The organism is Arsenophonus apicola, from assembly GCF_020268605.1.
In the GTDB taxonomy this organism is placed as follows: Bacteria; Pseudomonadota; Gammaproteobacteria; order Enterobacterales; family Enterobacteriaceae; genus Arsenophonus; species Arsenophonus apicola.
Window position 1 is genome coordinate 2,881,393 of sequence record NZ_CP084222.1, and the last position, 15,270, is coordinate 2,896,662.

The window sequence follows — 15,270 nt, forward strand, 5'->3', positions numbered from 1 at the left end:
ACTTATGGAAATGATATAGAGAATCATTCTCATTATCAACTAGAAAAATATTAAGTTTTTTAATCATTACTCTTGCGAATGGAAAAAAACTAAATAATGGGTCAGGCAGGCAACCTATATATTAATGATATTTTAAATAATATCAATACTTGTTGCCTGACCAAAAGAGGGAAGATTTTATTAAATACGCATAATTTTTATCAAATAATTAACATATTTACTTACATACCCAAGAGTTGCTCAAAATTAATTTTTTCAAAACAGTCAACTCGTAAATCAGCACCGACTAAATTGTCTTGTGGCGATATACCAACAGAAAAAATATTCGCTCTATTTAATGCTTCAATGCCAGCTTGTGAATCTTCAAAACCAATCGCTTCACTAGGCGACACATCGATTAAATTGGCCGCAGTTAAAAAGATCTCTGGATCCGGCTTGCCTTTAGACAAAGAGTGAGGATCAACAATAACATCAAAATAATCTTTAATATTAAGTTGCTCGAGGATCATGGTGGCATTTTTAGATGCGGAGGCTATCGCACAAGGAATTTTGTTTTTTTTGGCTTGCTTAATAAAAGACAAAACTCCAGGCAAAATATTTTTTTCTGTCAGTTTACTGAGTAATTGCAGATAGTAATCATTTTTACGGTTCATCAGAATATTTTTTTCTGCCATACTGAAAGCATCAGCTTTATCACCATAACGTAAAATTTTTTCCAATGACTCAACTCTGCTTATTCCTTTCAAGCTTTCATTAAACTTCGCATCAAAATCAATATCTATCTGTTTAGCCAGATATTGCCAAGCTTTGAAATGATAAAAAGCAGTATCGACAATAACACCGTCAAGATCGAAGATCATTCCCTTCTTCATGCAACTACCTCATTTTTATAATCAAAGTTAGCAATTTTACCGGCAAAAATCTGATACGCCTGCTTACCCACCTTTATTTCAGTATCCTGATCACAAGTGATAGATAATTTTTCTTGCGTAATAAAAAATTGGTAATTAACGCCTAAGTGGCACAACTTAAACTGAAGATGCCGCCAATGAGTAGGTAATGAAGGATTGATATCCAATAACGGTTGACGAATATCTACCCCACCATATGTCATAATTGTCATATTGAGGGTAGCGGCCATTACGCCAGTATGAATACCTTCTGCTGTCGTTCCACCTTGAATATCCTGATAGTCAGAAAATAGAGCCTCATTATATAATTGCCATGATAAAGCTGACGATTTAATATTCTCAGCCAAAGAAGCATGGACAATACGAGATAGTGTCGAACCGTGGGAAGTTCGAGAAAAATAATAATTGAAATTTTTTTCTACATAATTATCAGAGGTAGGATAGTTCATTTTTTTTAATAAATTTTTTATAACATCTTGCCTAAGGTTATGAAATACCATAAGCAAGTCTGCTTGTTTAGCGACTTTGTAATTATCGGCTGATTTCCCTTCAGCGCGCAGTATTCTGTCTAACCGATAAATATTAACGTATTTATTGCGGTATTTTTGCCAATCAATTTCTTTAAGGGCAAAATAACCATCAAATTGACCTATGATATTTTGCTCATTAATTGACAACGCTAAGTTTTGTTTAATGGTTGTTAATTGCTGCCAGAAATCAGTATTGATATCAACTCGATTTAAAATATTATTTAAATCCGGTTTTGACAGAGACAAAGCTATTATGTCAATTTGATTAAATAACCATGCCACCATTAAATTAGTATAAGCATTATCCTGCAAACCGGCTTCTTTATTGCCTAGACTATATTCATGAAATTCATCTGGTCCCATCACCCCGGTAATATGATATCGATTAGTCGATGCATCCCAGACTGTTTTACTCAGCCAAAACTTGGCAATCTCAATTAATAATTCCAGCCCAAAGTCGATCATAAATGGCTTATCGCCAGTATTTAGCCAATATAACCAAACATTATAAGCAATGCTTAAAGAAATATGACACTGTAAGTGACTATGATCAGGATCCCATTTTCCTGTCAGCGGATTTATATGTAAGGTTTGCGTCTGCTCACTACCATCGTGACCTGATTGCCACGGAAACATAGCACCTTGATAACCGGCTTGTGAAGCCGCATGTTTTGCGGCAGGTAACCGCCGATAACGGTACATCAGTAATTGGCGAGCGGTTGTTGGAAAATGCATAATATAAAATGGCAGAATGAATATCTCATCCCAAAAAATATGCCCTCGGTAAGCTTCTCCATGTAAACCTCTGGCAGTAACAGAAACATCTAATTTATGTTTGCCATTCGTTAATGGGGAACAAGAGGCTAATAGATGATAAGTATGTAAACGCAGAAGTTTTTGCGTCATCATATCACCAGCAATGACAATATCACTTTCCCGCCACAGTGTTTGCCAAGCAAGCTGACTTTCTGCTAACTGAGCGGCAAAATTAGGCAATTGCCATGTATTTACCTGTTGCCAATCTTGTTTAAAAACAGTAGAAATCGCGATCGCTACATTTTTCTCTAACCGATAACAGTTGCCTTGCTCCGCAGAAAAAACCACTTGTTGAACAATACTATTTTCATTTATCCTATTTTCGACACTATCTGGCGCAAAGAAATCACCACTAATTTCTGTCGAAATACCAATACCTATTTTACTTTGATAGGTTTGCGCTAATAAATAGGTTTTGTGTTTATCAGCAATTAAATCTTTTATCTGATAATGATAAGAATTGAGCGAACGATAACGTTCAACACCATAATTAAACGTTCCACCATCTGTTTTGGTACAAATGGTTATTTGATCAGAAAAGTTTAACGGACAAAATTGATATTCAATACTGTAGTGCGTCATTCTTGCCATATTAGTAAATTTTCGACAATCTATTTTTAAGCGACGCCCTGCTTCATCTTCAATTTGTAATTCACTCGATAAAATCCCTGCTTGCAAGTCTAATCGACAATAAAGAGATATGATCTTAAAATCAGTAAGATTAACAAATTTACCTTGGCCAATACGTAGCGAGATATATTGTGCATTGGGTGCATTCACGAAATCTTCATTATGCACTTGGTGACCATTTATTACCGAAATAGCTTGATTATAAAGCCCAGCAAGATAAGTTGCCGGATAGGTATCATCACTGATTACCATTTCAGGTAACGTACCCCTTAATCCTAAATATCCATTTGCAACAGTCAATAAAGACTCAGTGGTATATTCCGCTTTGCCTGGATTATATCCGCAATAATCAATGCTCCAACCTATTGTTTGTTGTTTCTCTGTTAAAGCATTTTTTAATGTTTCTTCAGCATTATCAAGCAAAATATCTGCTCGAATGAAAGGAACATTAAATATTTCAGCAAAACATTTCTCCATATCAACAACATCTTTATTAGCAATTTCTATACAAAATGGCGAATAAAACGCTAACGCATCTCCTTTTAATATTCCACCCTGAATATGGGGAAAATCTAATTTAATTTGCTTAATTAACGCTAATAAATCTAATTTATTAATTTTCTGATAGGTAACCGGATAAGATTTATTATTCATTTGGGCTTGGTAAACCACTAATTCTTGTGGTTTAAAAACAACATGCAAATAATTCATATTCAAATTCACTATTAAAAATATATTAGTCAAATAATCCTTTAATCAGAAATAAGTATGCCTTTTCGTTGTTGATAACGGTAAATCAATATCGTCAATATAATTGGAACAACAATAGCAATGATTGTGGCAAATGAGTAAACTAGCCAATAAATCGGTTGGATAGAAAGAATACCCGGCAATCCGCCCACACCGATACCGTTGGAAAGTACGCCACAAGCACCGCAGATAAAACCGGCAAAAGCAGAACCTACCATAGCGCAGAGCAAGGGAAAACGATAATAAAGATTAACACTATAAAGCGCCGGCTCAGTAACTCCCAGATAAGCAAAGATAGCGGCTGGGATGGTGACTTCACGTTCATTTTCTTTACGACTGACAATAATAATGCCAACTACAGCGGAGGCTTGTGCGATATTGGAAAGCGCAATAATTGGCCAAATTGGTGTTCCACCCTGCGCTTGCATTATCTGCAGATCAATCGCCAACGTAGTATGATGCACGCCACTGATTACTAATAGAGGATAGGTGAAACCAAAAATAGCAGAGCCGATTGGCGCAAAACCACCGAACATGATAATTCTAACTACTTCTGCAATTTCGTTACCTATCATTCGTCCTATGGGACCGAGTATTCCATGGGCCACAAAAACAGAAATGCTCAACGTAATAATAGGAACAATCACAAATTTTAAATAACCTGGAACATAACGACGTATAAATATTTCAAACCAACCTAAAAATAAGCCAGCAAAAATAGCGGGAATAACTTGAGCCTGATAACCTACTTTTTGAATAGTAAATAGACCAAAATCCCAAACAGCAGGTAACTGATTACCTAAATTATAGGCATTCATTAACTGTGGTGAAACTAATGTAATTCCAAGAATAATACCTAATATTGGCGTTCCGCCTATTTTTTTTACTGCTGACCAGCAAATTGCAACCGGCAAAAAATGAAAAATTGCCTCACAGGGCAACCAGAGAAAATCATAAATTGGTTTTAGTGCAGGATAAAATGCCACTAATGGTTGATTATTTACTATTGGCATTTCACCTAAAACATTTCTCAAACCTAACAACAAGCCGCCACAAATAAGCGCAGGCAACAAAGGGAAAAAAATTTCAGCCAGATTAGTTATTAACCGAGTCCAAATTTTTGGCTTCTTTTTAATCGCTATCTTAGCCCCTTTTTCGTCGTCGTCACTGTTTGTTATATCAAATTGTTCTTGAATTGCTTTATAATATTTATCTACATTAGTACCAATAACAATTTGTAATTGCCCTGCTTGATTAAAACAACCTTTAACTTCCGGCAGTTTTTTTAAATCTTCTATATTGGCCTTTTCTGGTTCATGTAAAATAAAACGTAATCGAGTCAAACAGTGGGTAAAACTATTTACATTATTTCTACCACCAATCGTAGAAATAATCTTGTTAATATTAACGTAATTTATTGTGATGTTCTTTAACATAATTTCAATAATTTTTTATTTTTACATAATAAAATATAAAATATCTCATCAATAATCATATTTCATAGAGATCAATCACAAAATAGATATAAAACAAAATGAATATAATTTTTTTGAAAAAAATATTATTTATTTTGAATAATGTAATGATAATTTTATGATTTTAATAAGCATTAGTATGAGCATTTTCCTTTTTAAAATAAATATAACTTACTTATGTCAATTTACTTTAAAAATAATTTTTCATTATTCTAATTTTTAGAATAAAAAAAACAGAAAAAAATTTTACGACACTCAGTTATCAATAGAAATTTCCATCAAAAAAATTTATTAAATTAAAATAACATTCATATTAGTCATTATTATTAAATATAAAAATTGAAACTTTACTAAAGTTGTATTGATAGATGTTATTACTTGGTTTCAGTTATTTTAATAACATTTATCGTTAATCATTTTTTTGTTCTAATTTAATATTTTTAATAAACTGTTTATATATATCTAATTAATATAAATTTTAATGTATTAAAAGTTGAAATATATTTACAGTTAAATGACAAGTGTTATTTGAAAAATTTTTATTTGTATCTCAATTATCGCAAAAATTACTTTTTCCCTTGTTGCAAATATTTTTATTCGATACTTATCACAAAATATATTAATAATCATTATAAAATAATAAAATATTTATATTATAAATGATAAATATTTTTTATTCAAAAAAAATAAAAGATAGGAATTAATATGCCTTATAAAAAAAAAGTTATGTTTATTTCATTTGATGCCATAGCTGTTTCAGGTATTACAGTTGAAGCAGCAAAATTAGCATGTTATTTAAATAATAGAGGGTTTGAATCCTTTATTGATTTAGGCTATGACATAAAAATTGATAAAGGAAATTTTGCCAAACCCTATTCTTGTTATGAAAAATCAATTTTTGATAAACATTTTAACTTAGTAAGAATTAATGATATACATTTGTTAAAAAATTACACCACTGAATTTATCGATAAAATAAATAATACTTTAATTAAAGGTACGACAAAAGCTAATTTAAAAGAAAAAAATAGACTACTAGAACAAGTAGATATTGTTGCCGATCAGTTATCTGAATTAATTTTTAATATATGGAATAAACTAGAGATTACTCATTTAGTCATTGAAAATGGAACATTACCTGAAAATATTATTTATACTAAAGCACTATATAAAAGTATAGAAAAATATGGTACACAAAAAAATCTAGCCTGTTTTGTATTATGGCGAGATTATGATCTAATGTGGAACAGCGAAACTTTATCAAAAAAATATGGCCAAGAGCCTTGGTATTATGCGATCAAGCCTATTAAATCAAAATATATAAAATATGTTACGTTAAACAATTCATTAGCTAAAAAACTAAAAGATTGAAGTAAACAAGATATCAATATTGATGTTATGCGTAACACTTATTTATTTAATAATAATCATGATAGAATAAATATAAGAGATAGATTTAATATATCAAAAGATGATTTTTTAATTGCTAGAACCACTAGAATTATTCCTGAAAAAAAACTACAACGAGATATTTATCTAATAAAAAAACTTAACGAATTATATATAAAAAATAATAAATCAAATTATATATATTTAATTATTGCTGGTGATGAAAAAGAAAATAGTGATTATTCACATTATCTAAGGAAATATATAAAAAAATTGGAACTAGATAGTTTTATAAAATTTTCTGGGCCACTACAACATGATTTTATCGAAAATGAAAACAATAAACCAACTATTCAAGACCTCTATTATTCTAGCGATATGGTTTCATTCTTAACATCCTATGATTATGATAGTTATGGTAATCCCATAGGTGAAGCAATTAGTCATAATCGTTGTTATATATCTACAAGTTACGAATATTACCATGAAGTTTATGGTCAACATGGTTTTAAAACTGAATTAATGAATATTTCGCCAAAAGAAGATGGTCTACCGGACGATGATTTTATCCAGCGAGTTTATAATTTAATCAATGATAAAAATAAGACAGCAGCTTTAGTGAAACATAATTTTAATATAGGGAAAAATTTATTATCTAATCAGATAATAAATAAAATATTTAATATCTAGTATTAAAAATGAGTATTTTAACCTTTAATATGGATAATTTATGCGTAAAGAAACCTTCATATCTATTGTATTCCCTTTTTATAATGAAAGTGAACGATTAGAAAGTGTCATAGAATCAATTTATAATCAAAAATTTAAATATAAACTTTTTGATCTTAGTAATGCTGAGTTAATTTTCGTTGATAATAATTCAACCGATGATTCTGTTAACAAAATTATTGCTTGTCAAAACAGATATAACAATCTAGATATTCATATTATTAATGAAAAAATTCAAGGCGTTTCTTCAGCAAGAAAAAAAGGGATGGATTATGCCTCCCTAAGAGCTGAAAAACGGCGGGCTCAATTTAACAACTGGCCAAAACATTATATTGTTTCAGCTGATGCTGATTGTACTGTAGATCAATATTGGCTTGACGAACTTATTTATACAATGATCACCGAAGATGGTGATTTAGGTACCTGTAATTATTTTTATGAAAAAAATGATTTTATCGAGCGACCTAATTTATATAAAGAAATAAATAAGACATTACGCTGTCGTGATTTTTCATTCTCCTTGTTTGGTGGCTTTCCTGATGGAAAAGGATTTGCTGTTGAAAAAAATATTTATGATCTTGTTGGTGGCATTGAAATATTTTACCAATTACAAGATGGTAAATTTGTCGAACATTTATCTGACGATTGGGATTTTGGTATCAAAGTTATTGCTTATGGTGGAAAACCAGTATATTCACCAAAATCATATGTAAAAATTAATAGTCGAAGAGTAGACACCTTATTAAATGATGTTATCCATGGCATCGCCTATGGTGAAAATGGCGTTATTACAATGAAGGATGTAAGGCCATTAGACAATCAATTAAATCATTATCAAGATTTAAGTCTTAATGATGCTGAACAAGCCTGGTTTTATTCAATCAAAGATTATATCCCGAAAAACATTATATTACCGGCGTTATTAAATCCTAATATTTTGATTAATAACCAAGAAGTTATTAAATTTTTCACACCTGACATTGCCAAGGATCTCTATAATAGGATTAAAGAAATCAAAAATGAAACCAGTATTACTGATTTCAAACCCATACATTCTTACAAAACCCCCGCCTTCCGACTCTATTTTGAATTTAAAGAAGAGATATTTAACTCACTTCGCCGTTATGTAGGTGAAGACATAGGTTTTCCTCCTCCGCTTCCTGACTGTTTTAACGCTATAGATAACAAAGATTTTAATAGATTTGTTTATTATTTTTGTGAGGATAGAGAATCAGGAGAGGCTCACAATTATTTTGCTAATGGTGGAGTGTTCTAATGCGAGATACTTATATTGCCTCTCTTAATGATATTGATGAAAAATATCCTAGACCAAATATATGCAATATTTTAAGTAAAAAAGAAAATACAGATTTACTTGAGTATGTCATTAAAGATCCTTTTGGTTGTCATATTTTCCCCGGCGATATTGACAATTATCCCTTAACCTCATTTTTTGATGATATGAATAAGGAGATAAAAAAGGCTGAAAATATTCATCTCTGGGTCTATATTCCAACTTGTCGTTATCGATGCCACTTTTGTCAGTTTCCTACCGTTATAGTGAACCCTAAATCAGCAAAAGCTGACAGTTTATTTAAAGAAATCGTTGATCTTAATATTAAAGAGGCCACGCTTTGGTTAAAACAAGTACCAAATCTTGCTAATGTGAGTATTGGTGAATTTAATATATTTGGCGGTACACCTTCTCTTCTACCTGATAGCGAATTAAAAAGACTAATAAATTTTTATAAAGATAATTTTAACTTCTCATCCACAACTATGCGATTTGAAGGAGAGCCAGGTAGTCTTAATAAAGAATATTTATCGTTACTGAAAGAACTTGGTTTTTCTAAATTATCCTTTGGTACCCAATCATTTCAGGATCATTTAATTAAAGCCTGTGGCAGGAAACATACTGCTGAAGAATGTTTTAAAACCATTGCAGATGCTAATACATTAGGTTTTGAATTAATTAGTGTCGATCTCATTTTTGACATCCTCCCCCACCTTCACACTTCGTGACTCAGGAGGGGGATTCCCGTTAGTCGGAGACTATCTGATCGCTCAGAAGCCTGGTTCCTGCTGCTGACGGCATTACTGCACCGTTCACTTCACAGGCTAACACGGCATGTCCTGCCGCTAAAATGTTACGAGCTCCGTTGATATCTGCGTTCTCTGTATACCCGCACTCAAGGCACTCGAATCTACTTTGTGATTGACGATTTTCTTTCGCTGTATGACCACAACATGCACACCGTTGACTTGTATATGCCGGAGGCACAGCTAATACCTGACCACCGCGCCATAGCTGCTTGTACTCAAGCTGACGGCGCATTTCATACCAACCCTGATCCAGTATCGAACGGTTAAGTCCTGATTTTGCCCTGACATTCCGTCCGTGCTGCTCTTGTGTACCTTTTGCCGATTTCGACATGTTACTGACCTTTAAGTCCTCAATGACGATCATCGCGTGGTTTTTGCTGATTTCACTGGTGACTTTGTGAAGGTAGTCTTTGCGGATATTGGTTATATGCGAGTGGAGACGTTGGATTTTTCGCTTCTGTTTTTTCCAGTTATTGCTGAATTTAACTTTACAGCTTAACTGACGCTGGAATTTCGCCAGCTTTTTTTGGTTGGTTTTAAAACTGTTTACAGGTTCAAACACTGTGCCGTCTGACAGCGTGGCGAGTCTGGTTACACCTGCATCCAAACCAATCATTGTTGCTGACGAATGAGGCTGAATGTCCATTTCCAGTTCGACCTGAAACGATATATACCAGTGTCCCGCATGTTGGCTAACGGTTGCGTTTTTAATCTTACCGTACAGCTTTTGCGACTGCCGGAACTTTACCCATACCAAACCTGACGGTAATCTCACTCTGCCATTATCGAGCTGACAATATTTATCAAAATTAACAAAACGAACTGAATCACGCCCGTCATTTTTCCTTTTAAATACAGGAGCTTTTGCTGCCAGTTTTTTATCAAAGCAGCGTTTCCATGCCCCGTGCAGATCTTTGAGTTTCTGCTGAAGATTATCCGTGTAGGCTTCTTGCAAAAGGAATGTTCCGGCTTTTTTTTCCATTCTGTGAGCATCCGATTTAGTTCAAACGCTGACGGTAGTTTACCGCCGGATTCAATAATGCGTTGCGTCTCTGCTAGCCCGTAATTCCAGATAAAACGAGCGCATCCGCACAACTGCCGCAAACGTTGCGACTGTTTTTCGGTTGGTTCGAGTCTGAATTTGTAGGCTTTTAGAATTAGCATTATTACTCAGTGTGTAGTAAATTATCTCACTATCTTACCGTATATCCGGTTAATTTCAATGCAAAAATATAAAATCAACCGTTCAAGACATGCAGCGTTTCTTTTACATGTTCACCTTGTCTTTGTGACTAAGTACCGAAAGAAAGTACTCAGTGGCTTGCACTACAAAGCATTTTATCAGTATGCAGGTGAAGTGTGTCGCGACTTTGGGGCTGATTTAAAGGAAAGTAACGGAGAGTCCGATCACGTTCATATGCTGATCGAGTACCCGCCCACAGTGCAGTTGTCAGTACTAGTAAACTCGCTGAAAGCGGTAACGTCTCGTCGTCTGCGTAATGAGTTTCTAGACTTGCGTGGGGCTTACGGCAAGCCAGTGTTGTGGTCTCGATCATACTTTGCAGGTTCGTGCGGGGGAGCACCGCTGGAAGTTGTTAAGCAATACATTCAAAATCAGCGTGGCTGATCATTCTTCGGGCTTTTCAAGCCCGACCAAATTCCCCTCCCACCTTATGTCGGTGGGAGTACCCTTTGGAGGTTAAGATGGTATATTTGGTCAAACTGTGGATGATGTAAAAAACGACATGGAAATAATAAAAAGACTCAATATTTCTCATGTTGTTTGTACTAAATTACATATGAAAGAATTTATGCAAACCAGAACTGGCGTATCAGGAGAGAGAGATAGTTTATGGCAGAAAAAAATAATTTCTGACGCAGATAAATCGCTACCCAGTTTAGGGAAACAGTATCAAATGCGCGATTTAATAGATAAATATCTAGACAGGGAATATAACGAGCACCCGACAATGTATTTTTATAAGAAAAATACTTATCCTGAAAAATGGAAAAGCCTTATTACTGATCTTAATAAACAATACCCTGAGATAGCGATCGGATTAGGTGGAAGCTCAAAATCTATCTCCTCTGAAATGATAAATATAACAAACTATAAACAATACAAAGAATCTATCACTAAAAGCCAACTACCTTGTCACTCCATTAGAGGTTTTTCAAACAATCAAAAAAGAATAAATGCTTTTAAAATGGCATTATCTAGCTTGATCCCAGTAGATGATAATGTTTATAAAACAAAATTTGCTGGGGAAAGTTTTTTTACCAACAAAACTATTAATAATGCACTAACAAAATTACAGCTGAGAAAACTTATTTTTATTGATAATAATAAGGTTTTTTTAACTAAAGAAGCGGCAATATTAGTTGAATCCATTATTAACACCCAATTTAGTTAAGATGGATTAATTAAAAAAATCAACCCTATTTATTGGATGCCGTATTTCAGGTATGGCTTACAGAGGTGATAACGTTATTATCACGTCAGATGTATAAGCCGTTATTAATAAGTAGAAGCCCATACTTTACGATGGTCACACTATATCATAGCCAATAAGCATCATACCGGATGCCTAATGACATAATGTTTAGCAAGAAGCTATAGCCGGACATCTACGGCAAAAATGTAAGGAAATCATTGATGGAAAAAAAATATAACTTACCCTTACCCGTTTTCAGTCTGTATTACATTGCAATTGACACCGAAGCAGGTGTTACACCAGAGCAATTTGAAACATTCGTTCGCCAAAAAGGTGTCTATCTTCCATGCTATCCTGGTTGGCGCTGGACGCTATTGCGTGGTCTGCGCGGTGAGCGAGTTGGACAATATCTGATGCTGTTTGAAATAGACAGCGTTGAACATCGTAATCGCTATCAATTATGTGACGGCAATAAAAAAGAATTAGCCAATCAATTCTGGCAGGCACAACCACAAAAAATACATAAAATCCTTGCTGAATGGCAACGTTATGCTACTTTTAGTGAAATTCCCACTATTTACACGGATTATCAACTACTAGCGGAAAATAAAAAAAGCACTGTCTGTCATGGCCCACGCTATTTGGAACGACCTAACCAAGAGTCTATCGCCAGAATAATTGGCATCCACAACCTAGCACTCAAGCCTGGAATTATGGCAAAAACTTTTGAAAACTTTATTGCTGAAAACCATCATCGAATAGAAGATTATCCAGGATGGAAATTTCGCTTGTTAAAAGGTGAGTGCGGAAATCGTCTAGATCAATATGTGGTAATGATGGAGATTGAAAGTTTTGCAGCACTTAATCTATTTTATCCCAAACCAGACATAGCCACTGATGAGGCTTTTCATTTTGCGCGCGCACATCAGGACACTAAACTTATGTATAAAGAGTGGAAACAATTTGCCTCCTTCTCTGGCTCTCCTCAAATTTATACTGATTATTTGTCAGTAGCAGAAAGTTTAGCTTAAAGTAACAAACCAGAAGTTCAACTTGCAGTTATCAAGCTTCATAATCAGACCATCCCTGCTTATCACTGCTTTGCGATATCATTATCGATGATAAATAAGAATATTTTTAACAGTACTAAATAATAAATTTATCAACATCTTAAAGCATGAAAATTATTCAAATTGTTAATTGCTTATCGTATGAAAGTTTAGTGTTTTTTATAAGCTATTTAAAAAAAATATTTTCGTTAACTAAAGTTTTTTCAAACATCGATAATATGATGTTGCGAAGAAAAACAATAATTTTCTAACTTACCATACTTAATAAAATATTATATAAATATTGAATTATTTTAAATTTATTTTTATATTCAATTGTTAAAAAAAATTTATCTTATAATTTATTAAAATTACTCTACAAAATTAATCATGAATTAAAATTACTAATAAATAGTTATTAAATAAAAAAATTAACTCATTATTTCATTTAAATTAATATATATAAATCATTGGAATAATAAAAGATAATATAATCATTTATTAAAATGATAATTAAATAAAAACTGACAACAATTAAAAACCAATAAATGTCGCTCAAGGAAACAATAAATATCATGTAATAAATAAAAACCAGAAGATAAATTTCAAATAGAAACTTGATACAGAAAAACTGCTATATTATATATTTTTGGTTTAATATTAGATTCCCTGGTGTTTATTACATCATATTAATCACATATTAAATCTATAAGCCATTGTAAAGATTCTTTTTTTTCAGCCTTATAATATAATTTTCCTCGAAATTCTATATTGAAAGGTGCAGGAGGAATAGCAAAATTCACCTTATGTTGCTTACCTAATGATATATTTTTATTGGATTTAGGAATAAACGAAATACCTTTCCCATCCCCTAATATCTGAAAAACATCATCAATACTTGAAACTGAAATTATATTTTTCTTATGCTTATCCATTAATAAATTTTTTATTCTCTCAAAACCTTTCGATAACAACATACTTTCTGTTTGTATAATATTATTATTAAGCAGTAATTCCATTTTATCTTTATAGTTATTTATAATATTTTCAGCTGCACCTAACTCTAACTTAGAAGATAGTGCTAAGCTTTCAATATTAGTAGGTAAATTCTCCTCTTCTCTTGAACCAATAAAAATATCAGCCTGAATACGACATATAATATCTGATATTAAATGATTAGAATACTTCTTAATATCAACAAGAATTCCCGATTCAATTGAGTCTATTTTTGATATTACTGATGCCAGATCAGGAAAATATGCATCATCTGTCGCTATATTAATAACAGACTCTTTTTTACTAGAAAAACCTAAAATTAATTTTTTTGTTGTAGCACTTACATCCTGATAATGTGGAAATAATTCTTGATATAATTTTTCCCCATTAGAAGTTAATCTTGCTCCTCTTCCTGAGTGTCGAAAAAGTTGAACACCTAACTGCCCCTCTATTTCCTTCATTCCCTTACTAAGGGCAGAAGGAGATATACATAACTCATCTGCCGCTTCTTTAAAAGTTCCTTTTTGGGCAATAGTTATAAATTGCTCAACTCTTTTTGAGAAAAACATATTATCTCCTATATGAAAATCTGATAAAAATAAATTTTTTACGAAAAACATATTATCTTCTCTATAAAAAATTAGATAGAAGCAAAATTTTATTAAAAAAACAACTCAAAACCTATAAATAACCAGTTCAATAATTTTTATATTTTTAGAATTCTCAATGTAATAATATATAGTGTAAGCTTTTATTTCATCCTAATATAGCTACATATAACTTCTCCCTATCAATTGTTATTACTTCTTATAACTTATAAATAATAAAATGTCACATACCTTTTTTTCATTTATTGTTTACTTATCATCAATTTGTAATCATTTATAAGAATAATAATGAAATTTTTAAAATTTAAAAATTTATCATATTTAACCACTTATAATAAACTGTATAAAAACACATATATTTTTCATTTTTAAAAATTAAAAATTGTGATATTGTAAAATTAATAATTCTTAGTGCATTTAAATAAAAAAATAAATAACTAGAATATATACATTACAATTAAAAAATTGTAATGTATATTTTATTTTACTATGGTACATCACAATATTTTAAATTTATTGAATTTTGTAACAAAAGATCATGTAATGTTTTTTTGTTATAACATTACCTTCTTTGGTTTATTGATTAAAACCAAATACTAGGTATTACATTAATCTTTATATTATAGAGTTAATTAAAGATAAAAAATTTATTGTTAATAAAGAATATAATTAATTTCATATGAAAAATTACTCATCCGAATTATATTTCTAGAGATACTCATCATATTGTAACATTAATTTTTTTATTCTTTATTTTCGATTAAAGCCATTTTTCTTCTTATGACTACCTATTTTTTTATAAAAAGCTAAAACTTTTTAGTTTTATCTTACTTATCCTAAATCCAGCAA

General features: G+C 31.8%; 11 protein-coding genes and 1 pseudogene. 7 read left to right on the top strand and 5 right to left on the bottom strand.

The features are described from left to right. Positions 1-221: 221 nt before the first annotated feature. Genes pgmB through treB form a run of 3 tightly spaced genes read right to left on the bottom strand, consistent with a single transcriptional unit; the run spans position 222 to position 5,073 of the window. Positions 222-872: a beta-phosphoglucomutase gene (gene pgmB / locus LDL57_RS13620; RefSeq protein WP_180559444.1), complete on the bottom strand. Its 651-nt coding sequence runs from the start codon at positions 870-872 to the stop codon at positions 222-224. Further along, entirely contained in the window at positions 869-3,598 is a 2,730-nt protein-coding gene (locus LDL57_RS13625) for a glycoside hydrolase family 65 protein (protein WP_225505983.1), read from the bottom strand. The genes pgmB and LDL57_RS13625 overlap by 4 nt, the downstream gene beginning before the upstream one ends. 41 nt (positions 3,599-3,639) lie before the next feature. After that, complete coding sequence (treB, locus tag LDL57_RS13630; protein WP_225505984.1) at positions 3,640-5,073, bottom strand: PTS trehalose transporter subunit IIBC; 1,434 nt, start codon at positions 5,071-5,073, stop codon at positions 3,640-3,642. 744 nt (positions 5,074-5,817) lie between these two features. On the opposite strand from treB, the gene LDL57_RS13635 reads away from it, so the two are divergent. From LDL57_RS13635 to LDL57_RS13650, 4 genes are read left to right on the top strand one after another with little or no spacing between them, the layout of a single operon-like run. Continuing rightward, complete coding sequence (locus LDL57_RS13635; RefSeq protein WP_225505986.1) at positions 5,818-6,483, top strand: hypothetical protein; 666 nt, start codon at positions 5,818-5,820, stop codon at positions 6,481-6,483. 27 nt (positions 6,484-6,510) lie between these two features. Then, a complete protein-coding gene (locus tag LDL57_RS13640; protein WP_225505988.1) occupies positions 6,511-7,191 on the top strand; it encodes a glycosyltransferase family protein in 681 nt (226 codons plus the stop codon). A 40-nt stretch (positions 7,192-7,231) separates the two neighbouring features. Continuing rightward, complete coding sequence (locus tag LDL57_RS13645; protein WP_180559440.1) at positions 7,232-8,506, top strand: glycosyltransferase family 2 protein; 1,275 nt, start codon at positions 7,232-7,234, stop codon at positions 8,504-8,506. Next, positions 8,506-9,252, top strand: a complete 747-nt coding sequence (locus LDL57_RS13650) for a radical SAM protein (protein WP_225506056.1) — start codon at positions 8,506-8,508, stop codon at positions 9,250-9,252. The genes LDL57_RS13645 and LDL57_RS13650 overlap by 1 nt, the downstream gene beginning before the upstream one ends. A gap of 19 nt (positions 9,253-9,271) precedes the next feature. On the opposite strand, the pseudogene LDL57_RS13655 reads toward LDL57_RS13650, so the two are convergent. Next, positions 9,272-10,497 (bottom strand): annotated as a pseudogene (locus tag LDL57_RS13655) (RNA-guided endonuclease InsQ/TnpB family protein). A gap of 58 nt (positions 10,498-10,555) precedes the next feature. Here LDL57_RS13655 and tnpA point away from each other — a divergent pair. The 3 genes from tnpA (at position 10,556) to LDL57_RS13670 (ending at position 12,799) form a co-directional block, all read left to right on the top strand. Continuing rightward, positions 10,556-10,960, top strand: a complete 405-nt coding sequence (gene tnpA, locus LDL57_RS13660) for an IS200/IS605 family transposase (RefSeq protein WP_225506073.1) — start codon at positions 10,556-10,558, stop codon at positions 10,958-10,960. 97 nt (positions 10,961-11,057) lie between these two features. Next, on the top strand, positions 11,058-11,747 hold the full coding sequence (locus LDL57_RS13665) for a hypothetical protein (RefSeq protein WP_225506084.1): 690 nt from the start codon (positions 11,058-11,060) through the stop codon (positions 11,745-11,747). Between the two features lie 242 nt (positions 11,748-11,989). Continuing rightward, positions 11,990-12,799, top strand: coding sequence for a hypothetical protein (locus tag LDL57_RS13670; protein WP_225506086.1), 810 nt, complete (start codon positions 11,990-11,992; stop codon positions 12,797-12,799). A 707-nt stretch (positions 12,800-13,506) separates the two neighbouring features. Here the strand turns inward: LDL57_RS13670 and LDL57_RS13675 are convergent. Further along, positions 13,507-14,382 (bottom strand): LysR family transcriptional regulator, encoded by an 876-nt coding sequence (locus LDL57_RS13675; protein ID WP_180559437.1) that lies wholly within the window; start codon positions 14,380-14,382, stop codon positions 13,507-13,509. Between the last annotated feature and the right edge of the window lie 888 nt (positions 14,383-15,270).